Origin of the sequence: Parabacteroides caeci, assembly GCF_023656795.1 — a bacterium.
Taxonomy (GTDB): Bacteria; Bacteroidota; Bacteroidia; order Bacteroidales; family Tannerellaceae; genus Parabacteroides; species Parabacteroides segnis.
In genome coordinates, this window is sequence record NZ_JAMOKT010000010.1 from 1 (window position 1) to 23,315 (window position 23,315).

At 42.1% G+C, this 23,315-nt stretch carries 16 protein-coding genes; 14 read left to right on the forward strand and 2 right to left on the reverse strand.

What is annotated here, in order from left to right; all coding sequences use genetic code 11:
* The first annotated feature begins 305 nt into the window (after positions 1-305).
* Complete coding sequence (locus tag NBH15_RS06940) at positions 306-2,813, forward strand: DUF6383 domain-containing protein (RefSeq protein WP_128133743.1); 2,508 nt, start codon at positions 306-308, stop codon at positions 2,811-2,813.
* Between the two features lie 77 nt (positions 2,814-2,890).
* On the opposite strand, the gene NBH15_RS06945 is transcribed toward NBH15_RS06940, so the two are convergent.
* Entirely contained in the window at positions 2,891-3,727 is an 837-nt protein-coding gene (locus NBH15_RS06945; RefSeq protein WP_128133742.1) for a hypothetical protein, read from the reverse strand.
* Positions 3,728-3,806: 79 nt separating this feature from the next.
* Here NBH15_RS06945 and NBH15_RS06950 point away from each other — a divergent pair, with 79 nt between their 5' ends.
* A complete protein-coding gene (locus tag NBH15_RS06950; RefSeq protein WP_186958979.1) occupies positions 3,807-5,240 on the forward strand; it encodes a CCA tRNA nucleotidyltransferase in 1,434 nt (477 codons plus the stop codon).
* 99 nt (positions 5,241-5,339) lie between these two features.
* On the opposite strand, the gene NBH15_RS06955 is transcribed toward NBH15_RS06950, so the two are convergent.
* Complete coding sequence (locus NBH15_RS06955) at positions 5,340-5,675, reverse strand: helix-turn-helix domain-containing protein (RefSeq protein ID WP_007657339.1); 336 nt, start codon at positions 5,673-5,675, stop codon at positions 5,340-5,342.
* 558 nt (positions 5,676-6,233) lie between these two features.
* Between NBH15_RS06955 and NBH15_RS06960 the strand changes: the two genes are divergently transcribed.
* The 12 genes from NBH15_RS06960 (at position 6,234) to NBH15_RS07015 (ending at position 23,287) form a co-directional block, all read left to right on the forward strand.
* Positions 6,234-9,377 (forward strand): SusC/RagA family TonB-linked outer membrane protein, encoded by a 3,144-nt coding sequence (locus tag NBH15_RS06960; protein WP_244050838.1) that lies wholly within the window; start codon positions 6,234-6,236, stop codon positions 9,375-9,377.
* Between the two features lie 13 nt (positions 9,378-9,390).
* On the forward strand, positions 9,391-11,259 hold the full coding sequence (locus NBH15_RS06965) for a RagB/SusD family nutrient uptake outer membrane protein (RefSeq protein WP_244050839.1): 1,869 nt from the start codon (positions 9,391-9,393) through the stop codon (positions 11,257-11,259).
* A gap of 174 nt (positions 11,260-11,433) precedes the next feature.
* Entirely contained in the window at positions 11,434-12,600 is a 1,167-nt protein-coding gene (locus NBH15_RS06970) for a Gfo/Idh/MocA family protein (RefSeq protein WP_128133740.1), read from the forward strand.
* Positions 12,601-12,630: 30 nt separating this feature from the next.
* A complete protein-coding gene (gene lacZ / locus NBH15_RS06975; protein ID WP_250822280.1) occupies positions 12,631-15,729 on the forward strand; it encodes a beta-galactosidase, LacZ type in 3,099 nt (1,032 codons plus the stop codon).
* Between the two features lie 158 nt (positions 15,730-15,887).
* The gene (locus tag NBH15_RS06980) at positions 15,888-17,471 is read left to right on the forward strand and encodes an SUMF1/EgtB/PvdO family nonheme iron enzyme (protein ID WP_250822281.1); all 1,584 of its coding nucleotides are present in this window, start codon (positions 15,888-15,890) and stop codon (positions 17,469-17,471) included.
* A gap of 47 nt (positions 17,472-17,518) precedes the next feature.
* Positions 17,519-18,907: a Gfo/Idh/MocA family oxidoreductase gene (locus NBH15_RS06985; protein ID WP_128133737.1), complete on the forward strand. Its 1,389-nt coding sequence runs from the start codon at positions 17,519-17,521 to the stop codon at positions 18,905-18,907.
* 4 nt (positions 18,908-18,911) lie between these two features.
* A complete protein-coding gene (locus NBH15_RS06990; protein WP_128133736.1) occupies positions 18,912-19,853 on the forward strand; it encodes a sugar phosphate isomerase/epimerase family protein in 942 nt (313 codons plus the stop codon).
* Positions 19,854-19,877: 24 nt separating this feature from the next.
* Positions 19,878-20,567, forward strand: coding sequence for a helix-turn-helix transcriptional regulator (locus NBH15_RS06995; protein ID WP_199676267.1), 690 nt, complete (start codon positions 19,878-19,880; stop codon positions 20,565-20,567).
* A gap of 9 nt (positions 20,568-20,576) precedes the next feature.
* Complete coding sequence (locus tag NBH15_RS07000; RefSeq protein WP_046145191.1) at positions 20,577-21,161, forward strand: response regulator transcription factor; 585 nt, start codon at positions 20,577-20,579, stop codon at positions 21,159-21,161.
* Between the two features lie 246 nt (positions 21,162-21,407).
* Positions 21,408-22,355, forward strand: a complete 948-nt coding sequence (locus tag NBH15_RS07005) for an Rpn family recombination-promoting nuclease/putative transposase (RefSeq protein ID WP_244050840.1) — start codon at positions 21,408-21,410, stop codon at positions 22,353-22,355.
* Positions 22,356-22,546: 191 nt separating this feature from the next.
* Positions 22,547-22,735: a hypothetical protein gene (locus NBH15_RS07010; RefSeq protein ID WP_250822282.1), complete on the forward strand. Its 189-nt coding sequence runs from the start codon at positions 22,547-22,549 to the stop codon at positions 22,733-22,735.
* 18 nt (positions 22,736-22,753) lie between these two features.
* Positions 22,754-23,287 (forward strand): PD-(D/E)XK nuclease family transposase, encoded by a 534-nt coding sequence (locus tag NBH15_RS07015; RefSeq protein WP_262922541.1) that lies wholly within the window; start codon positions 22,754-22,756, stop codon positions 23,285-23,287.
* Positions 23,288-23,315: the final 28 nt, after the last annotated feature.

Here is a 23,315-nt window from a genome sequence, read left to right on the forward strand (position 1 = left end):
CTAAAAGAGTTTACGGAAACTCTTTTAGTGCTAAATTTGTAAACTTATAACAGCACGGACCTTTTTGGTCCTTTTTGAAACTTTTTTATTTTCAAGAAGGTCAACTTATTTCAGGACAGGACAGGAGAAATATGAGAAGAGTAAGGGTACTAAGATACGTAATATCAGTATGATTTTGCATGAAAAGTCGTCTCTTTTGTACAATATACTTGATTATTAGCGTTTGTTATAGTAATTTCGGATTTAAAATATTCTATCTTTGTACTTAGTATGGGTTAATATGTAAATCAAAAGTGAAATAATATATGAATAAAAAATCTACTTTATTGGCTGTGGCGTTGATGACTATGGGTTCTTTTACGATGAATGCAGAAGAACCGGTAAAGTTGGGTGCTACAGACGATTTTTATTATTTGAAGGTGGACGATAAGTGTTTATCACTGGATGGAAATAAATCGGATTCTGTGATTGTGAAACCTTACAGTGAGTTTGTTACTGAGAATGCGACGAAATCTGCTATCGACTCTGCTTTATGGCAGATCGTAGATAAGCAAACAGAGTTAGGGATTAATACTTATTTGATTAGAAATAAAGCAACACTGCAATATCTGGCTTTTGCTCCGGGAGAGAAACTTGTTCCCGTATTGAATACGAGCATCAGTGGGGTGAAGAGATGGGTGTTTACTGATGGCAGTGATTTGAAAGCTTATTATGGTGGAAGTACATATTTATCTCTATCGGTTACAGAAGAAGGTCTTTCCTTAGTTGATAATGAGGAAGGTTCTCCTTTTAAAGTTGAGATACCATCTCCTGAATTTGTTTTGACAGCGAAACAATTGGGAGCAGGTTTCCAGACCTTCCGGTTGAAGTTTGGTGATACTTACGAAGGAAACATTTTTGAAGGGAAAGACCTGTTGGCAAAAGATGTAGTTGCTACAGATAAAGAAGGATATGTTACTTTGCAAGTAAAAGGCGATGAATCTTATCCGAATGGTGTAGTTAAATATTTTGGCGTTGATACATTAAAAACATCAATTGCCGGAGCAAAAGATGCATTTGGTTATAAATTTTCATTAGATTCTACCCGTACGGTTCAGAAGCCGAATGCAGCATGGCAGCAATTTAAATTTGTAATAGATTTAAAGAATGATTCGCTCTCCATGTTTGTGGCAGAGACTCCGGTGGCAGCAGAAAGTCCTTTAGTGGGGAAGATCGCCAAGGTTGTGGTTGCAGGTGTGGATAATAAGAATATTCTAACGGTGTCACTGCCTGATGAAAAAGGAGAATATCAGGGTGCAGCACCTTCTATAGCATTAACAAAAGGTTCACATGCCACGATTCCTGGTGGAACGGGTGTCTACGCACTGAAAAGTGCAAGTAAGGGTGTTAACGGAGGCAAATATTATGTTTCTGCAAATTCTTTTATGGGCGGAGATACTATTCCGTATAAAGAAGTACCCAGAGGACAATGGTATATTAAAGCTAATGGCGGCAAATACTCTGTTGTAGATCGTGAATCTAATTCAGCGTTGATCATGAATCAGGAGATTTTTGAAGTAAAGGGCCAAAAAGATACTTATCTTTTTGGTAATGATTCTATAACTGTTATAGAGCTCGCTGCTGATTTGACTGATAAATACCTGGGTTCTTTGGCTCTGACTGAACAGGAACTGGTAGATAAAGGTTTCTTGCTCAATCCGATTTCCGGAACTTCCGGGGTCGGTGATATGTATATCTATACAAATGACTCTATTTTGCAGGTAATAGCAAAGACAACAGAAAATGAAGCTATCTTTAAATTGATACCTGTCGATACTAATGTAGTAGCAGGAGCCAGACAGTTAGGTGATGAAATATCCGTCATCTCCTATGAGTTAAGAGCTTTGTATAATCCAGGTAAAGTAGCTAAACAGAGCGATAGTCTGAAATTTTCAACAACTGATCCTGCCGTTTCTTTCCAGTTTATTTCTGACCATACGCGTCAGAGTTATGCCCTGAAGACTGATGGCGGTTTGTATGTTGGAGTGAATATCAATGCTGCTTGCCTCCAGTTGACAAAAGATGTAGCCTATGTGAATTTCTCGTCAATAGATGCTCCTGAATACGCTTCATTTGCAAATAGCCATAAACGTCTTGTTTATAACAATAATTCGTTGGTAATGAATCCGAATACATTCCTGGCTGAGACTCGTATTGAAGGAAATGAGATAACAAAAGCGGGATATGAAAAAGATAATTTTAGTCTTTGGGTAGAACAGGCTACAGAGTTGGTTGATGGTAAGCATCTGTATTACATCTCTTCTGGTATGGTAAATACAAATGCAGCAGATGATAACCGCTATTATCTGGCTGCTAAGGATACATTGGGAGGTCATGCTGTATTTATGTATAATGATACGATCAAGACAATGAAGAATAGCCCTGCCCTCTTTGCTTTCAAGACAGTAGAAGGAGGTGGTTATTATTTGGAAAACCAGAGTGAACTGAGTAAAAATGGCAAACCTTATATTGGTGTAACGAATGGTTTTGCAGTAATGCAGGAAGTCCCGACTGCTGTATTCGAAGTGGAAAATGCTCCGGCTCCTGTAGCAAACGAGGAAATCGAAGCTCCGACTGCTGTTCAGATTGTTGGCGGTGTTGGTGAATTTAGTATTCGCAATGCTGGTGGAAAGAGAATCACTATCTCTAACATACTGGGACAGAAGATTGGAACTCAAATGGTTTCATCTGATTATGTAACTGTTCAGACAGCAAGAGGCGTTGTGATTGTGTCTGTTGAAGGTGACAAGGCTTATAAGGTGATCGTGAAGTAAAAAAGATAATCTCAAATAAAAATCCGGTTCTCATATTCAATTGGGAACCGGATTTTTTATGGAGAAAATCAGACCATTTATTCTTCTGTATTACTTTCCAATTTGCTTTTTAAATAAGCAATTCGCTTGGTTGCTTTTTCTTTCTCTTTCTGAAGATTTTCCAGATCGCTTAATACTGTAGCCAGTTCAAAAGTCGCGGCAATCGCTTTTTTATCCCCGTCAGCTATATATAATGTATAGGGTTTGCCACCTGTGTACTCGGCTTTGACACGTTCTTTTACGTTTGTAGAAATGAACTTGGCAGCATCGAGTCCTTTTTCGCCTTTGTAGGTGACGACTTCAGTTGTTTTTCCCAGATCTTTAAAACGGTAGTTTACTCCGCCGTCGTACGGGATTGCGGCTGTTTCGGCAAACTGGCCGTCTTTCGTACTGACTTTAATGCCTGTATGGTTGATCGGTGCGCCACCGTAGAAAACACTGGCAAGATAAATCTCGCCCTTTTCGTTTACCCCGCTGCGGATATAACAGCGTTGCACATTCCGCTCCACTGTCTGCTGTTTCCATATATAATTACCGATCTCTTCGTAGACGCTGTCTTTTTCAAAAACGAATCCCTTTTTCAGTCCTTCCGCTTCTTCTGTCTTGATGGGAATAAGGCTGTCGCAAAAAGCGATATTCCGTTCCGCCTCTTTCATCTCGACCATACGCATCAGGGAAAGTCCTTCTTTCAATACTTTGAATTCTTTCGGATAGAGGGCGCGGACAGAGTCTATTTCGTTTTTTGCAGCGAAGAACTCGTTTCGTTCGTACATACTTTTTGCATTGTTCAACCGGGCCCGGGCTTCTTTCTCCGTATTATTGCATGCAGCCAGGGTTACGGCTGCCAATGCGATACATATTACAGACTTCTTCATGTTGTTTATCTTAATCGTTCTGTCTGCAAAGATATATTTTTTATCTTTGCAGTCTCAATGAGTGAGATAAATAAAGCGAATGTATATAGAACAGGAAGATATTTTAAATCATATATCGGCAAAACCGTTCCACATAATTTCAGAGGCTGCAGACGAATTAGGTGTTGAGGCTTATGTGATTGGCGGTTACGTCAGAGATATTTTTTTATACCGTCCATCAAAAGATATTGATGTTGTTGCAGTAGGTAGCGGGATAGAGTTGGCAAAAGCTGTTGCCGGCAAGTTGGGAAAAAAGACGCATTTGTCCGTATTCAAGAATTTCGGAACGGCGCAGGTGAAATCAGGCGACCTTGAGATCGAGTTTGTCGGAGCCCGGAAGGAGTCGTATAATCGCGATAGCCGGAAGCCGATTGTGGAAGACGGGACTTTGGAGGATGATCAGAACAGGCGCGATTTTACGATTAATGCACTGGCTTTATGTCTGAATAAAGAACGTTATGGGGAGCTGGTCGATCCTTTTGGAGGATTGGATGACATGGATAATCTGATTATCCGTACGCCACTCGATCCTGATATTACATTCAGTGATGACCCGTTGCGTATGATGCGTGCAGTCCGGTTCGCTTCACAGTTGGGATTTTTTATTCATCCCGATACATTTGATGCGATTGAGCGCAATAAGGAACGCATCTCCATTATATCCAAAGAACGGATTGTGGATGAATTGAACAAGATCGTCCTTTCACCGAAACCCTCCATCGGTTTTGAATTGCTTGATAAGAGCGGATTGTTGCAGCTGATTTTTCCGGAACTGTGTGCTCTGAAAGGAGTGGAAACAAAAGAAGGCATCGGCCATAAGGATAATTTTGCCCATACCTTAATGGTGTTGGACCGTTTGAGTAAAACAACGGATAATCTGTGGCTTCGTTGGAGTGCGATTTTCCATGATATAGGAAAACCGGCAACCAAACGCTTTGATCCTCGTCTGGGATGGACGTTTCACAATCATAATTTTATCGGCGAGCGTATGCTGCCGGGTATTTTCCGTCGGATGAAGTTGCCGATGAATGAGAAAATGAAGTATGTGCAGAAAATGGTAACTCTTCATATGCGTCCCATAGCTTTGGCAGACGATGAAGTGACAGATTCTGCCATCCGTCGTTTGTTGTTCGATGCCGGTGACGATATCGATGACTTGATGAAACTTTGTGAAGCGGATATCACTAGCAAGAATCCGGAAAAAGTTCGCCGTTTTCTGAATAACTTCCGGTTGGTTCGTGAAAAGCTGGCAGAAATAGAAGAGAAAGACCGGGTGCGTAATTTCCAGCCTCCTGTCTCCGGTGAGGAAATTATGGAGACATTCTCCCTACCTCCTTCACAGCCGGTAGGCGTCATAAAAGAAGCGATCAAGAATGCTATTCTGGATGGCATAATTCCTAATGAATATGAGGCAGCTAAACAGTTTATGCTGGAACGGGCTGCAAAAATGGGATTGAAGCCCGTTGGGGGATAATTTCTTTAAGTATAAATAGTTACAGAATATAATATAATTAATTGGATCCGGTTTTATTATTCAATAAGCCGGATCCGATCTTTTCAATAGATAAAAATATCACTTTCCTTTTAGCAATTCTGCTGCTTCATCTCCGAAAACGATTTTTAGCACCTGCTCTTTTTTATCGTTGTCCAGTTTGATTTGTAATACTGTTTCTGTTGATATATTACTTTCCTTGCTCAGAACATATTTATCCGGATATGCAATAATGTTTATTACTGATTCTTGCAGGGCGTTTGCAATTTGTAATAATGTGTTGTATTTAAGTTCCCGCTCTCCTGACATAATAAGACTTAACCCGGCTTGTTTCAAGCCGATCTGACTAGCTAAATATTCTTGCGAATATCCTTTGTTTCTGCGAATTGCATCTATATTCCTTAGTATATCGTTCATGTAAGCAATTTAGTGTTTGTGGTTTGAATAAATAAATGATATTTGTAATAAAAAATTGCACTTGTGTTTGCTAATATAACAAAATGTAATATCTTTGCTGCTGTGATTTTCTTAATTCTCTTAATAGATCTTGTGTTCCCATTTTGAAACATTTTGCTATTAAGTCTAATAGTTAACCTAATTTGTCTGAAGATTATGTTGATGTATAGAAGGTTATGCTTGTTTGGTAAATGAGGTGTCCGGTATGTGTATGAAGGGGGCTGTTTTCTTTAGTAATACGGTTTTCAAGATATATGCCAGTTGTTTCTCTGTAATAAAGATTGCACTTTGTTAAGTAATGGAGAAGATAAAATTTAAGTTTATATAATTCACTAGTATTCATTTTAATATTGCTTGCCTATGATTATGAATTTTTAATTCCAATGTTTTCTATTCGGATATGTAGTCATATCCATTGTGTTTTTTAACCTTATATTCATTTAATAACAGAAGGAAATGAAAGAATCTTTTTTAGACATACATTTAAAAGGATGTCGTGTTAAAAGCAATTTATTCAGAATGTTAACCTTATTGCTTTTAATTTTTTGCACGACAAATGTATTTGCACAGCAGAAAAATGTCAGGGGAACGGTTGTTGATGCTTCGGGGGATCCTCTTATTGGTGTAAATGTTTCAGTAAAAGGAATGACAATCGGTATAATTACCGATATGGAGGGTAGATATCAACTGGAAGTACCGGCCAATGCTACGCTTCTCTTTTCTTATATTGGATATCGTTCGCAGGAGATTGCGGTAGGTAATCAGTTATCGATCAATATTACGATGCAGGAAGATACTCAAAATATAGATGAGGTTGTGGTTGTCGGATATGGAGTTCAGAAAAAAGAAACTGTTACAGGTGCTGTCTCCACATTGAAGGGGGATGATTTAATAAAAACACCAGTAGCGAATTTATCAAATGCCATAGCAGGTAAAATGTCGGGAGTGGTAACATTTCAGCGTTCCGGTGAACCGGGTTACGATGGAGCAACAATTCGTATTCGCGGTTCAAATACATTAGGAAATAATGATCCGTTGGTTGTCATTGACGGAGTAGCGGCGAGAACTGGTGGTTTGGAACGTCTTGACCCAAACGAGATTGAAACGATGTCTGTACTGAAAGATGCGTCTGCAGCTATCTATGGGGCACGTGCAGCCAATGGTGTGATCTTGATAACTACTAAAAAAGGACGTGCGGGTAAGAAACCGGTGTTTTCTTATTCTTTTAACCAAGGATGGTCTAAGCCTACCAATCTACCGGAAATGTGTGATGCTCCTCAATATGCAGAGTTGATGAATGAATTGTATATGAATAAAGCCATGAAAAATCCGGCTAAGAATAATGGTGTCGGTATGGGAGATTATACTTTGTTTGCAACTCAGGAAGAAATTCAGAAATATCGTGATGGTTCTGATCCTTGGAGATATCCGAATACGGACTGGTATGCGGCAACCTTTAAAGATTGGTCTCCACAGCGAATTCACAATGCATCGCTGGAAGGTGGTTCTGATAAATATCAATACTTTGTAAACTTCGGACATAAATATACAGACGGGCTTTATCATAAATCAGCGAACAACTACAAACAGTTCAACCTGCGTATGAATGTTGATGCACAACTCAATGATTTTATTAAAGTGGGAACTCAATTAATGGGACGTCAGGAAAACCGTAATTTCCCAAGTCAGGGAGCAGGTGATTTGTTATGGTTCACATCCAGAGGCCGTCCAACTGACCAGGCTTACTGGCCTAACGGACTTCCCGGACCGGCACAGGAATATGGGCGTAATCCGGTTGTTGCCTGTACAGATGAAACCGGTTATACGCATGATAAGCGTTACTATATACAAACTAATGCTAATGTAGAAATTACCCAGCCCTGGATTGAAGGCTTGAAACTTGTAGCTTCCGTCTCTTATGATAAATATTTAAAGCAAAGTAAAACATGGTTTCAGCCATGGACTTTATATGATTGGGATAAAGTGAGTTATGAATCAGATGGCACAACACCTAAATTAACGCCGATGTTGAGTTACCCGAACCATGAGGATCCGGACTTGTCTATGGAGTCTACAGACCAGACAAATACAGTTTTAAGCGGTATTATGACATATAATCGGGTTTTCGGAGATCATGGAGTCGATTTTTTGATTGGTATGGAACGCGACTGGTCCGATGCTGAATCGTTTAACGGATACCGGAGGTATTTCCTTTCTACGGCTCTTCATCATTTTAATGCAGGTGGTGATAAAGAGAAAAATGCCAAGAGTGACGGAGATAACTGGGAACGTGCCCGTATGAATTATTTCGGACGTTTTGCTTATAACTATAAAGAGAAATATCTGGCTGAATTTGTATGGCGTTATGATGGTTCTTATATGTTTGCAGCAGGCGAGCGTTTTGGCTTTTTCCCCGGTGTTTTACTTGGATACCGTATTTCGGAAGAGGACTTTTGGAAAGAAAATCTCTCTTTTATTAATTATTTTAAGTTACGTGCATCCTGGGGGCAGATGGGGAACGACCAGGTTTATTATGATGATAAATTAAGGGAATACCAATTTGCACCTACCTATTATTATGAATGGGGATATATTATTGATAATGCGGATGAAAAGGGATTGCGCATCAGTCGTTTTCCGAATCCTGCTATTTCGTGGGAACGTGCTAATAACTTCAATGTTGGTATTGAAGCCCGGACATTCGATAATCGCTTATATTTAGAGGCAGATTATTTTTATAATAAACGTTCAAATATTTTATGGCGTAGAAATGCATCTATTCCTACAACTTCCGGCTTAACATTGCCTGCTGAAAATATAGGTAAGGTTAATAATACCGGTTTTGACTTTAAGATTGAATGGAATGACAATATCGGTAAAGATTGGCGCTATAGTATATCTGCAACCGGAGGTTATGCAAAAAATACCATTAAGTTCTGGGATGAAGCTCCGGGTGCTCCTGAGTGGCAAAAGTCGACAGGTCATCCGATGAATACTTCTTTGTATTACGAGTATGACGGTGTATTTAAGGATTGGGATGAAATCAACGATATAGCTAATCGTCCAAATTATGACGGTATAACAAAGGATGCGGATTTAAAACCGGGTGATATGAAATTTAAGGATCTCGATGGGGATGGTAAAATAACCCCGGATGACCGTTATCGTTCGGACCGTACCAATGAACCGAAATGGACATATGGCATTACAGGATATTTGCAATGGAAAAACTTTGACCTGAACATCTTATTTCAGGGTGCGGCTGATTCATGGACTAAAGTTTACTGGGAAGCCGGTGATATTGGTAATTATCCGAAAACAGTTTATGACAAGCATTGGTCTATTGATAATCCGTCTGACAAATATCCGCGTGTAAACGAACGCAGTCAGTATTATTGGGATGGAACGGCTGCCGGTAGCAACACTTACTGGATGGTCAATACGAATTATATCCGTTTGAAAAATCTTGAAGTAGGATGGAGTATCCCCAAAGCATGGTTGCTGCAAACAAAGTTTATCTCGTATGCCCGTTTGTATGTGAGTGGGGTAAACTTGCTGACTTTCTCGCCAAGTAAAGATATTGACCCGGAAAGTACAAGTTCCAATGCGACAAACTATCCTCAGTCAAAAATTATTAATGTAGGTTTTACTGTAACATTCTAAACTTGATATGAACATGAAAAAAGCGAATATATTATGTCTTTTATCTGTAGCTTTGCTTACTGTGTCTTGCAGTACGGATTTTCTGGATACAAAATCACAGACAGAAATCATGGCAGATGATATATGGAAAGAAAAGAGTCTGGCAGAAGCTTATATGTATGATATTTATTTTGCATTTCAGGATGCCGGCTTTACGGAAGAACTACAGGCTTCGGCTTGCGACGAGGCGATGTTTATACATGGAAGGGAATTTGTTGAGACAAACGCAGGTGCTGTGACTGATGTGAATTTAGGCTGGTTTTCAAAGACTCAGAGTGGGCATCAATGGCAACGTTTATACCTGAATATACGTTCCTGCAATGATTTTATCGAACATGTGGATGACGCAACATTTGCTGACGATGCAAAAAAGCAGTTGAAAGGGGAGGCTTATTTTTTGAGAGCCTATTTCCTGCATCGTTTAACACGTGGATTTGGCGGTGTTCCTATTCAGTTAAAGGTAACCCAACTGACTGACGATCCGGAGTCGTTTTTATTATCCCGTTCTTCTTATACGGATTGTATCGGGCAGGTTCTGGATGATATTGACAAAGCTGCGGAGTGTTTAAAGGATCATACGTTTGATAATACGCAGAAGGGCAGGGCTACATTGGCTGCTGTTAAGGCTTTGAAAGTTCGTGTGTTGACGGATGCTGCCAGTGATTTGCATGACCAGGCTACAGCTTCGGTAAAATCGTCCCTGCTTGCTTCTTATAAAAATCCGGAATTGTTGTTTTACACGCAAGGGTCACGAACGGAGCGTTGGCAAGCCGTTAAAGTCGCAGCAAAAGATTTGTTGGATAATCCGATGGGACATGCTATTCCGACCTATGGAGGTACAGGACTTTCTACAGAAGAAAAAGCCCAAGCTATCTGGCGTTTCTTTCTGGCAGAAAGTGCAGATCATATTTTTTCTCGTTATTTTATCGATACAAAAGACGAAAGTGGTACTAAGATGCCGCTATTTAATGGCCCTTCCGGTTATCATGGATGGGGAGGGAATACTCCTGTTCAAGATTTGGTAGATGCATTTGCAATGGAGGACGGGAGCAAATTTGATTGGAATAATTCTCAACATGCAAACAATCCATATGGTAATCGCGAACCCCGCTTTTATGCAACCATCATGTATGATGGCATGCAATGGATACAGAGACCCGATGATTATGCTTCTATTGAACCGACCGGAAAAATACAGACTGGTTATTATCAGTTGGATCCGTCTGTAACTGATGATTCTAAATTTTATGCAGGAATGGATAGTCGTAGTGGCGGTGGGGAAAATTGGAATGCTACATACACTGGTTATTATTTAAAGAAATATATCAATCCAGCCGATGGGGATCATCGTAACAAGATCAATGCGGTTTTTCCGTTCATTCGTTTGTCAGAGGTTTATTTCTGCTATATTGAAGCTTGCATTGAGTTGGGTGAATTGGACGAGGCGAAAAAGTATCTGAATGAATATCGTGAACATGTGAATTTACCGGCTGTTACAACCAATAATAAAGATGAATTGCGGAAAATTTATCAGAATGAGCGTCGTCTGGAATTTTCTTTTGAAGAAATTCGCTATTGGGATGTCCGCCGTTGGATGACTGCCCCTGATCTTCCGGGTTTAAATAGTTTGAAAGGTATTCGTGTTACTGCTACATTGAAGTCAGGAGCTGGCGTTCAATACAAGTATACTGCGGATCCGGATATCTGGAATATGCATTATAAAGTTATAGACCTGAATAATGAAGGGCGTCAGTTTGTTGACAAATGCTATTTTTTACCTATAATGCGTGATGAGAAAAACAGTAATCCAAATTTAATTCAAAATCCAGGTTATGAAAATTAAATAAGTTACAAGTTCTTTTTTTATAAAGTACCGTCTTTGTATTAGAGTATAGACGGTACTTTATTCAGCCTTTTGTTGAGTGATTTGCATTAAATCGGATTTATCATTTGTCTATATAACGAAATAAATCCTATCTTTAGGGTCTCAATTCGTAATTGTAAAAATAATAGTATCATGAAACACAGAAAATTAAGAATGGGCATGGTAGGCGGTGGAAGTGACGCCTTTATCGGTGCAATCCATCGTCGTGCGGCTTTTATGGACAATCAGATCGAACTGGTATGCGGATGTTTCAGTGTAGACCCTGAAATTTCTAAGAGTTCCGGTCTGTCTTATTACTTGCCGGAAGATCGCATTTACAGTACTTATCAGGAAATGTTCGAGCATGAAATGACGTTACCGGAAGGTGAACGGATGGATTTTGTGACTATCGTGACACCTAACCGCTGGCATTTTGAACCGGCTATGATGGCTTTGGAAAGAGGATTCCATGTTGTAGTAGACAAACCGATGACCTTCTCGCTGGAAGAAGCCAAACAACTTCAGAAGAAAGTGGAAGAAACAGGACTGATTCTGGCTCTGACCCATGTATATTCTGCCTATCCGGCAGTAAAAGAAGCCAAAGAACGTATCGCCAGAGGTGAACTGGGGACGCTCCGCCGTGTCTATGTGGAATATCTCCAGGGATGGCTTTCCGACCGGATCGAACTACAGGGGGGAAATAATGCCGGATGGCGTACAGACCCGAAACGCTCCGGAAAAGCCGGTTGTATCGGAGATATCGGTACTCATGCCTGGCATCTGAGTGAATATATAACTGGTTTGAAGGTGCTGGAAGTTTGTGCCGACCTGAATGCCTTTGTGCCCGGACGTCCGATCGATGATGATGGCGCAGCATTCCTTCGTTATGAGAACGGTGTGGTCGGAACTTTAACCGCATCGCAGGTTGCTGTCGGAGAAGAAAATAATATTCGGATCCGTATTTACGGAGATAAAGGTGGTTTGGAATGGCAGCAGCAAGAACCGAATACTTTATATGCTAAATGGTCGAATAAACCGACAGAAGTGATTCGTATGGGAAATAACGGCTTTATCGGCGATATGGCCAAAATGAATACCCGTACTCCGGGTGGCCATCCGGAAGGTTTCATCGAAGCTTTTGCCAATATTTACAGGAACTTTGCCCATACTGTCATGAGTATCAAGAAAGGAGAGAAGCCATGTGAGGAATGTCTGGACTTCCCGACTGTTTATGACGGCGTAAGAGGCATGCAGTTCATTGAAACGATGGTGGAAGCCGGATACAATGAAAATGTAAAGTGGCAGAAGTGGGTAGATTGATGGTCGCACATTAGTAAATCAATTATAGGAATGAAATTAAAAATGTTAGCTTGCTGTTGTTCCTTGCTGGGAGTGACAGCATTTGCTCAAAAAAATGAGTGGAAAGATCCGAACGTAAATGAAGTTAACCGTGCCCCGATGCATACCAACTACTTTGCGTTTGAAACAGAGGATGCGGCGTTGAAGGGATGCAAAGAATCGTCAGTCAATTTTATGACTTTGAACGGGACCTGGAAATTTAACTGGGTGAAGGATGCCGATGCCCGTCCGACAGATTTTTATCAGGTAGGATTTAATGATAAAGGTTGGGCGAATATGCCCGTTCCCGGTATTTGGGAATTGAATGGTTTCGGTGATCCTATTTATGTGAATGTGGGATATGCCTGGAGAAACCAGTTCAAGAATAATCCGCCGGAAGTGCCGGTAGAAAATAACCATGTCGGTTCATACCGTAAAGAAATCATTATTCCGGCAGACTGGAAAGGAAAAGAAATATTTGCTCACTTCGGTTCGGTAACATCCAATATGTATCTTTGGGTAAACGGGCAGTATGTAGGGTATAGCGAAGACAGCAAACTTGAAGCGGAATTCAATCTGACCAAATACCTGAAACCCGGTAAGAACCTGATCGCATTCCAGACATTCCGCTGGTGCGACGGTACGTATCTGGAAGACCAGGATTTTCTGCGTCTGTGCGGTGTCGGACGTGATTGTTATCTGTATACCCGTAATCCTAAATATATTCAGGATATCCGCGTAACTCCGGATCTGGATGCACAGTATAAGGATGCAACATTAAATGTAAGCGTTAACCTGAAAGGCAGTGGCGTTGTGGATGTGAAATTGTTGGATAAACAAGGTAATTCCGTTGCGACAACTACGCTGAAAGGCTCAGGCAAAGTGTCTGCGGATATCGCTGTTTCCAATCCGTTGAAATGGACGGCTGAAACGCCTAACCTGTATACCTTGGTCGCTACGCTGAAAGAAGGCAATAAAGAACTGGAAGTTATCCCGGTGAAAGTTGGCTTCCGTAAGATTGAACTGAAAAACAGTCAGATCCTGGTAAACGGGCAGCCGGTATTGTTTAAGGGAGCAGACCGTCATGAAATGGATCCGGACGGCGGATATGTGGTTTCCCGCGAACGTATGTTGCAGGACATCAAGGTGATGAAGGAATACAACCTTAATGCGGTTCGTACCTGTCATTATCCGGATGCAAACCTGTGGTATGATTTGTGTGACGAATACGGTATTTATGTCGTAGCCGAGGCTAATGTGGAATCCCACGGTATGGGGTATGGCGAACAAACCCTGGCTAAGAATCCGTCGTATGCAAAAGCACATATGGAACGTAACCAGCGTAATGTACAACGTGGTTTCAACCATCCGTCTATTATTTTCTGGTCATTGGGTAATGAAGCCGGTTTCGGACCGAACTTTGAAGCATGTTACACTTGGATCAAGAATGAAGATAAGAGCCGTGCCGTTCAGTATGAGCAGGCAGGAAAGAATGAATTTACCGATATCTATTGCCCGATGTATCTGGGGTATAAAGGTTGTGAAGACTATTGTAATAGTAATGTCGACAAACCGCTTATCCAGTGCGAGTATGCGCATGCAATGGGTAATTCACAGGGGGGATTTAAGGAATACTGGGATCTTGTCCGTAAATATCCGAAATATCAGGGTGGTTTCATCTGGGACTTTGTGGATCAGTCATTGCGTATGAAAAATAAGGAAGGTGTGGAATATTATGGATACGGTGGCGACTTTAACCGCTACGATGCATCTGATAATAACTTCCTGGACAATGGTTTGATCAGTCCGGACCGTAAGCCTAATCCTCATATGCATGAGGTCGGACATATTTACCAGTCGATCTGGGTAACTCCTTCGGACCTGGCAAGCGGTGTCGTGAATGTTTATAACGAAAACTTCTTCCGTGATTTGAGCGGTTATTATGCAGAATGGGAATTGCTGGCTGACGGCGAAGTGGTTCAGACAGGCATGGTCAAAGATCTGGAAGTGGCTCCGCAACAGACCAAATCTGTAAAGTTGAACTATACTACGGACGGAATCTGCAAATGCAAGGAATTGCTGTTGAATGTCGCATTCAAACTGAAAAAAGCGGAAACAATGCTTCCGGCGGGATATACGGTTGCTAAAAATCAGTTGGTTGTCCGCCCGTATAAGGCTCCGGAATTGAAACTGGCAAATGTTGAAAAAGTAAATGTTGCCACGGTAACTCCGGTAATTACAGAAAACGATTACAACTATCTGATCGTTACAGGTGAAAACTTCCGTATCGAGTTCAATAAACACGACGGATTCCTTTGCAAATATGATGTAAAAGGCCAGGCTTTGATCGATGAAGGTGGTAAGCTGACTCCAAACTTCTGGCGTGCCCCGACCGATAACGATATGGGAGCCGGTTTGCAGAACAGATATGCAGCATGGAAAAAGCCGGGACTGAAACTGACCTCTTTGACAAATAAGATGGAAAACGGCCAGGCGATAGTAAATGCTGAATATACAATGGAAGCCGTATCGGCTAAGTTGTCTGTTTCTTATACCATTAATAATGAAGGTGCCGTAAAAGTAACACAGAAGATGATTGCTGACAAGTCGGCTAAAGTATCGGATATGTTCCGTTTCGGTATGCAGATGCAGATGCCGAAAGAAATGGCATTGATCAAATATTATGGCCGTGGTCCGTGGGAAAACTATTCAGACCGTAACAATGTGACCGATCTGGGTAAATTCTGCCAGACAGTGGATGAACAATTCTACTCTTATATCCGTCCGCAGGAAACCGGTACAAAAACGGATATCCGCTGGTGGAAACAGACAAACAAGGGTGGCAACGGTCTGATGTTTGTTGCCGAGGCTCCTTTCTCAGCTTCTGCATTGAACTACTCGATCGAATCACTGGACGACGGTGTGCAGAAAGACCAGAGACATTCAGAATTAGTCCCGAAAGCAGACTATACCAACCTTTGTATCGACAAGGTACAGATGGGGCTGGGATGTGTGAACAGCTGGGGCGCATTGCCTTTGGAGCAATATCGTTTGCCTTACGGTGATTATGAATTTACTTTCATTATGACACCGGTACAGTCAAATCTTTAAGGGATACTGAAAATAATTAAAAAAAGCATAATCTGCTTACTTATTACGTTAAATAGGTGGGTTATGCTTTCTTTATATTAAGGAAAATGCTACTTTTATTGCCGATTTTTAAATCTAATTCTCAGACTAAGTGTAAATATTGAATACCATAAAAACAGATGGCTACTAACAAGAATTCTAATCGATACTCATCAGGCCTGAAGAAGAATTTTTTTAAAGGAAAGACCTTTATGCTTCTTTTGGGCGTAATTTTTGGTGCCGGGGTAATGATTCTGGCTTATAATACTTCCGTTTATTTTTCCAGTGACGAATCCTGTATGATGTGTCATGTGCATCCGCATGTGGAAGGCAGCTGGAAACTATCCAAGCACGTAAATAACGGTAGTGGTGTGAAAGTGCATTGTGTGGACTGCCACCTTCCGCCTAAAAACGATACCTGGAACCATTATACGGCAAAAGCAAAACTGGGCTTAAAAGATGTCTGGTCTTTTATGACCAAAGACAGTGCCGATTTTGACTGGGATGTGAAGTCAGAACTGGATCATGCCGTTAAATATATTCCGAACGAATCATGTAAAGAATGTCACCAGAATTTGTTTCCGGAAGGAATTACGAACGACGGTATTACAGCACACCTTTATTATGATGAAAATGAAAAGAAACTGGACTTGCAGTGTATCAGTTGTCACCTGGATGCCGGACATTATAATCCCAACTACAACCATTCCAAGTTGACAGGTATTCCTGGTGTGGCTTCCGGATCTTCGGCTGTCGATACAAGTCTTTATTTCAAGGAACCTGCACAGGTAACAAGTTTTGCCGATTATGTAGAACAGATACCCGGAACACCGGTGTCTTTTAAAATGGTTGCCGTGCCGGGCGGTACGTTCAAAATGGGTAGCACCAGCAAGGAACCGTTCCATAAACCGGACGAAGCACCTGTACGCAACGTAACGGTCAGCCCGTTCTTTATGGCTGAGGTGGAAGTTACCTGGGACCAGTACTGGTCGTTCTATGGAAATACGATGAGCGAGGGACGTACTCCTCCTGAAACGGTTTATGCGAATAACAGCAATCCGGATGTGGATGCTATTTCCGGTCCGACACCTCCGTTCGGATTCCCCGACCAGGGATGGGGTGGCGGCGATCGTCCGGCTATCACAATGACACATTATGCAGCTGAAACATTCTGCCAGTGGTTATCAAAGAAGACCGGCAAGAAATACCGTCTGCCGACCGAAGCCGAATGGGAATATGCAGCCCGTGGAGGTACGGAAACTCCTTACTTCTTCAGCGGCAGTCCGAAAGACTTCTCCGATCAGGGATTCTGGCGTAAGTTCTTCGATGCAAAAACCGACAGTATCGGCTCGTTCGTCATTTACAGCAAGAACAGTAAGAATAAGACACAGGAACCGGAACTGGTGAAAGCCAATCCGTTCGGATTAAAGAATATGTTGGGTAATGTCATGGAATATTGTGCAGATAAGTATGATCCCGAAGCCTATAGCAAGGGAGGCGAGTCTGTTACGAATCCGTTGGTAACCGAAGGAACGGAATGGGTAGTGCGCGGAGGTAATTATACTTCTGACGCGGCAGACCTTCGTTCGGCAGCCCGCGACTATACCAAACATGAAGCGTGGTTAAAGACTGACCCGCAACAACCTAAAAGTATCTGGTGGTATTCTGACATACGTGGCATTGGCTTCCGTGTGGTGTGCGAGCCGGATTCATCCATTCAATAAAGTAGACTAGTGTAAAAATTATATCAATTCTTTAAATTTGCTATATCATGAAAAAGGAAAACAGTATCAGTAGAAGATCATTTTTAAAAAGTTCAGCGATGGCCGGTGCACTGGGTGCAATCGGTACAGGTAGTGCAGCAAGTGTGGTTCTGACTTCATGCGGCGGGGGAGAAAAAGCCGCTGCTTTGAAACCGCTGAAAGAACCGGGCACTTATTATATTCCGGAATTGCCGGATCTGGCAACCGACGGGAAAGAGCTGAAAGCCGGTGTTATCGGTTGTGGCGGACGTGGTTCCGGTGCCGCTTTCAACTTCCTGAATGCAGCAAATGGCGTGACTATTGTTGCGTTGGGTGATACTTTCCAGGAAAGAGTTGACGAACTGGCCGGTAAGTTGAAAAAAGATAAGAATATAGATATTCCTGCCGACAAACGCTTTGTAGGTCTGGATGCATATAAACAAGTAATAGACAGTGGCGTGGATGTTGTGATCATTGCGACTCCTCCCGTGTTCCGTCCGGTACATTTCCAGTATGCGACAGAAAAAGGGAAACATTCATTCCTTGAAAAACCGATCTGCGTGGATCCGGTTGGTTATCGTACGATCATGGCTACAGCTAAACAGGCGGAAGCAAAGAATTTGCGTGTGATTACCGGTACGCAACGTCACCACCAGCGTTCTTATGTAGAATCTTATAAAAAGATCATGGAAGGAATGATCGGAGAGATTACAGGTGGTACTGTTTACTGGAATCAAAGTATGCTGTGGTTCCGTGAACGTCAGAAAGAATGGAATGATTGCGAATATATGATTAAGGACTGGGTGAACTGGAAATGGCTGTCGGGTGATCATATTGTTGAACAGCATGTGCACAACATTGATGTGTTTACCTGGTTCAGCGGTTTGAAACCGGTTAAAGCTGTGGGTTTCGGTTCTCGCCAGCGTCGTATTACCGGTGACCAGTATGATAACTTCAGTATCGACTTTACCATGGAGAACGGTATTCATATGCACAGTATGTGCCGCCAGATAGATGGTTGCGTTAGTAATGTAAGTGAATTTATTCAGGGATCCAAAGGTTCATGGGACAGTTCTACGATGGAGATCAAAGACCTTGCCGGTAATGTGGTATGGAAGTATGATTATGAAGCAGAAAAAGCAAACTTCAAACAGACCGACCCGTATACCTTGGAGCATGTAAACTGGATCAATAGTATCCGTGGTAACAAACCACTTCAGCAGGCTTCCGAAACAGCTATTTCGAATATGGCAGCTATTATGGGACGTGAATCGGCTTATTCCGGTGCTGAGACGACCTGGGATGCTATGACTGCTTCTCCGTTGGATTATACTCCGAAAGACCTGAATCTGGGTAAGATGGATATGAGCACATTTACTGTTCCGGTTCCGGGAAAACCTCGTGATCAAAATAAATAAAGATATGACATTAAACAGAAGAAACTTTTTAAGAATAACCTTGTCTGGTGCTGCGGTAGCAGCCGTAAGTACCGGCACGTTGGCATCCTGTGCATCGAAGGCTTCTTCGGATGAGAAATGTCCGGAAACGAAGTCTTGCTGCAACACCAAGGCGAAACTGAACCTCTCTTTCCAGGAAGGCATCGCTCCGGGTGAAAACCTGAACCAGAAGCTGGACTATATGGAAAAGCTGGGTATTGTCGGTTTTGAACCGGGAGGCCGTGGACTGAAAGACCGTGTAAAGGAAATCAAAGAAGCCCTGAGCGGTCGTGATATCAAAGTCAGTGCCATTTGTGCAGGGTTTGAAGGTTTTATCCTCTCTACTGATCCGGCTATCCGTCAGAAATGTATGGATACGATGAAAGAGATTATCACCGCAGCCGGCGAACTGGGATCGACAGGGGTTATCATCGTTCCGGCTTTCAACGGGCAGGTACCGGCATTACCTCATAATCAGGAAACCCGCGACTTCTTGTGCGAGCAGTTCACCGAAATGGGAAACCATGCCGCTCAGAACGGAACGACCGTGATCTTTGAACCTTTGAACCGTAAAGAATGTTTCTATATGCGTCAGGTGGCTGACGCCGCTTCCGTATGCCGGGATATCAACAATCCGGGAGTACGTTGCATGGGTGACTTCTGGCATATGACCTGGGAAGAAACGTCCGATATGGGAGCTTTTATCTCGGCTGGAGACTATTTGCAGCACGTACACGTGGCAAGCCGCAAACGTCGCAGCATGCCGGGTGAAGACGGGGAAGCAGATAACTACGTAGACGGCTTCAAGGGCCTGAAGATGCTGGGTTATGACAAATACGTAAGTTTCGAATGCGGATGCCAGGGCGATCGTAACATCGTTGTCCCTGCCGCGGTAGAACTCTTGCGCAAACAATGGGAAGAAGCATAAATTATGCCTTTAGTATATCCAAATATGCAAATGAGTGAGGTGGTGGAAGAACATCCCTCACTCATTCCTGTAATCAACCGGTTCGGTATCCGCCTCGGGTTGGGCGATAAATCGGTGAAGACGATCTGTGACGAATATCAGTTGGATACCGATTTCCTGCTGACTGTAATCAACACGTTCCTGAACGAGGAATACTTCCCGGAAAGGAAGTTACAGACATTCCATACGACACAGATTATCGATTACCTGACCAAGACCAATCTTTACTACCTGCGTTACCAGTTGCCGAACATAGAGCGGCACCTAACTTCTTTCATCTCTATGAGCACGCCGGGAAACAATACGTTGAACCTGATCGGCAAATTCTTCTCCTCTTTCAAGGAAGAGCTTACGGCACGCATCGAACATGATGATAAGGAATGGTTCCCTTACTGCCTGGCGTTGAGTGAAAAAATAAAAGGAGGCTGTAATTCCGATGAAAAAGAGGCACTCCATCTGGGCGACGAGCAGCGTTCGGAAGATGCTATAGAAGCATTGTTGTCCGACCTGAAAGGCATCATGATCAAGCATCTTTCCGGCGATTACAACGAGAATCTGTGTTATGCCGTGATCTTTGGGATCAGCAGCCTTGAAAAAGACATCAAGCAGCATAACCGTATCCGTTACCGTATCTTGACTCCGATGGTCTCTGCCATGGAGAAATTATGTAAATAACCCCTGTCGATGCACCGGAACAAACAAATAGCGATTATCTTACCCGACACTCTACAAAGTATAGGTCTTCAGAGTCTGCTGACCGACTACTTTCCTCCGGTCGAGGTCTGCTATTTCCCTGCATTCGAGATTTTTAATGCGGCAGGTGGCAATGATGCGTTCGATTATTATTTTACCTCTCCGGACATCATGGTGTTGAACGCCGATTTTTTCCTTCCCCGCCGTAGCAAAACCACGGTACTGATCGATGGGGGAGAGGGCACCGGCGGTATTTCCACCACCAACCATATAACCATCAAGGCATCGCAGGAGATTATCATCGAGCAATTGCAGCAACTGTTTACCAGCGACAGTTCCGCTTACACAGTCGGTGAAAACAGCAAGGACCTTTCTTCCCGCGAGACCGACGTCCTCCAACTGATCGTCAAAGGCATCACGAATAAGGAGATTGCCGACAAACTGAATATCAGCCTTAACACTGTCCTGACTCACCGCAAGAATATCACAGCCAAGCTAGGCATCAAGACCGTCTCCGGTTTAACATTCTATGCCATCATGAACGGGATTATTTCGGGGGATGATATTGAGTTATAATCCTTGATAGTAATTGTCAAAATCTTCGCAATACAGATAATGAGTTTTCATTTCAGAAATGCCGGCGATATATTCGTTCATTAGTTGTATACAAACTAACTTTCATACTGTGTCAATGGGATAGTGAGACCTCTTGCAATTATTCTTTTTAACTATAATCTTTCAGTTATAAAATATATTCTTACATTTGCAGAACAGTTACGCTATCAAGGCGATAGCGAACATAACCATAAAATATACTTAACTATGGAAGAAGAATTAATTCCGTTAAAGGAGAAGTTTATCAACCCTTTTTCAGACGTTGGGTTTAAAATGATTTTCGGGAGTGAAGTTAGCAAGGAGTTGATTATCAAATTTCTCAACAGTTTGTTAAATGAAGGTATTACGGATATAACCTTCCGAAATGTAGAAGCATTAGGGATGGGGCGAAACGACCGCAAGGCAGTATTCGACATCTTCTGTGAAACAGACAAGCATGAAATGATAATCGTGGAGATGCAAAAGAGTTCCCAGAAATATTTTTCCGACCGGGTGTTATATTACGCTTCCTTTGCTATCCAGCAACAGGCTACTTACGCAAAAGAACAGTTGGAGCGGGCGTTGGAACAGGAAGCAAAGAATGGTTGTAAGGCAGAGACGAAGTTGCTTCGCTGGAACTATGCTGTGAACCGTGTGTATGTAGTTTGTGTTTTAAACTATATAATGGATCGCAAGCATCCTGAAAAATACCGTTGGGACGTGGTCCGTATGGACCGTGAGTTGAAAGAACCTTTCAGCGAAACATTAACGGAGGTTTATCTTGAAATGCCTAAATTTAAACTGCTCCTATCGGAATGCGATACGTTATACAAGAAATTTTTATATGTACTAAACAATATAGAGATCATGGCACGATTACCCAAGGAATTGAACGAACAGATTTTCCAGAAGCTGAAAAGTATTGTGGAAATCGAACGTATGACCCCTGACGAACGTTTGGAATACGAGCTAAGCCTCTCCACCGAACGCGACCTGTATGCCTGCATGGAAACGAAGTATGAGGAAGGTATGGAAAAAGGTATGGAAAAAGGTAAATTCGAGGGTATCAAAGAAGGCATTCGTGAAGTCGCCCTCCGCCTCAAACAACTCGGCATGGATATGCAATCTATTATGAAAGCCACCGGCCTGACCGAATCCGAGATACAAGCCTTGTAGTTACTATACATTAATATCTATAGCAGGCGACCTGATATAGATCGCCTGTTTCTATTTTTACTGGCTCCAAGAAGTTGGTATAAACTATATTTTCAAGAGGCGTTTTGTATTCATCAAAAAGAATCCCTATATTTGCAGAACAGTTACGCTATCAAGGCGGTAGCGAACATAACCATAAAATATACTTAACTATGGAAGAAGAATTAATTCTGTTAAAGGAGAAGTTTATCAATCCCTTTTCCGATGTCGGGTTTAAAATGATTTATTACGCCTCCTTTGCTATCCAGCAACAGGCTACTTACGCAAAAGAACAGTTGGAGCGGGCGTTGGAACAGGAAGCAAAGAATGGTTGTAAGGCAGAGACGAAGTTGCTTCGCTAGAACTATGCTGTGAACCGTGTGTATGTAGTTTGTGTTTTAAACTATATAATGGATCGCAAGCATCCTGAAAAATACCGTTGGGACGTGGTCCGTATGGACCGTGAGTTGAAAGAACCTTTCAGCGAAACATTAACGGAGGTTTATCTTGAAATGCCTAAATTTAAACTGCTCCTATCGGAATGCGATACGTTATACAAGAAATTTTTATATGTACTAAACAATATAGAGATCATGGCACGATTACCCAAGGAATTGAACGAACAGATTTTCCAGAAGCTGAAAAGCATAGTGGAAATCGAACGTATGACCCCTGACGAACGTTTGGAATACGAGCTAAGCCTCTCCACCGAACGTGACCTGTATGCCTGCATGGAAACTAAATATGAGGAGGGTATGGAAAAAGGCAAATTCGAGGGTATCAAAGAGGGTATGAAAGAGGGTATCAAAGAAGGCATTCGTGAAGTCGCCCTCCGCCTCAAACAACTCGGCATGGATATGCAATCCATCATGCAAGCCACCGGCCTGACCGAATCCGAGATACAAGCTTTGTAATTACTATATATTATATATAGCAGGCGAT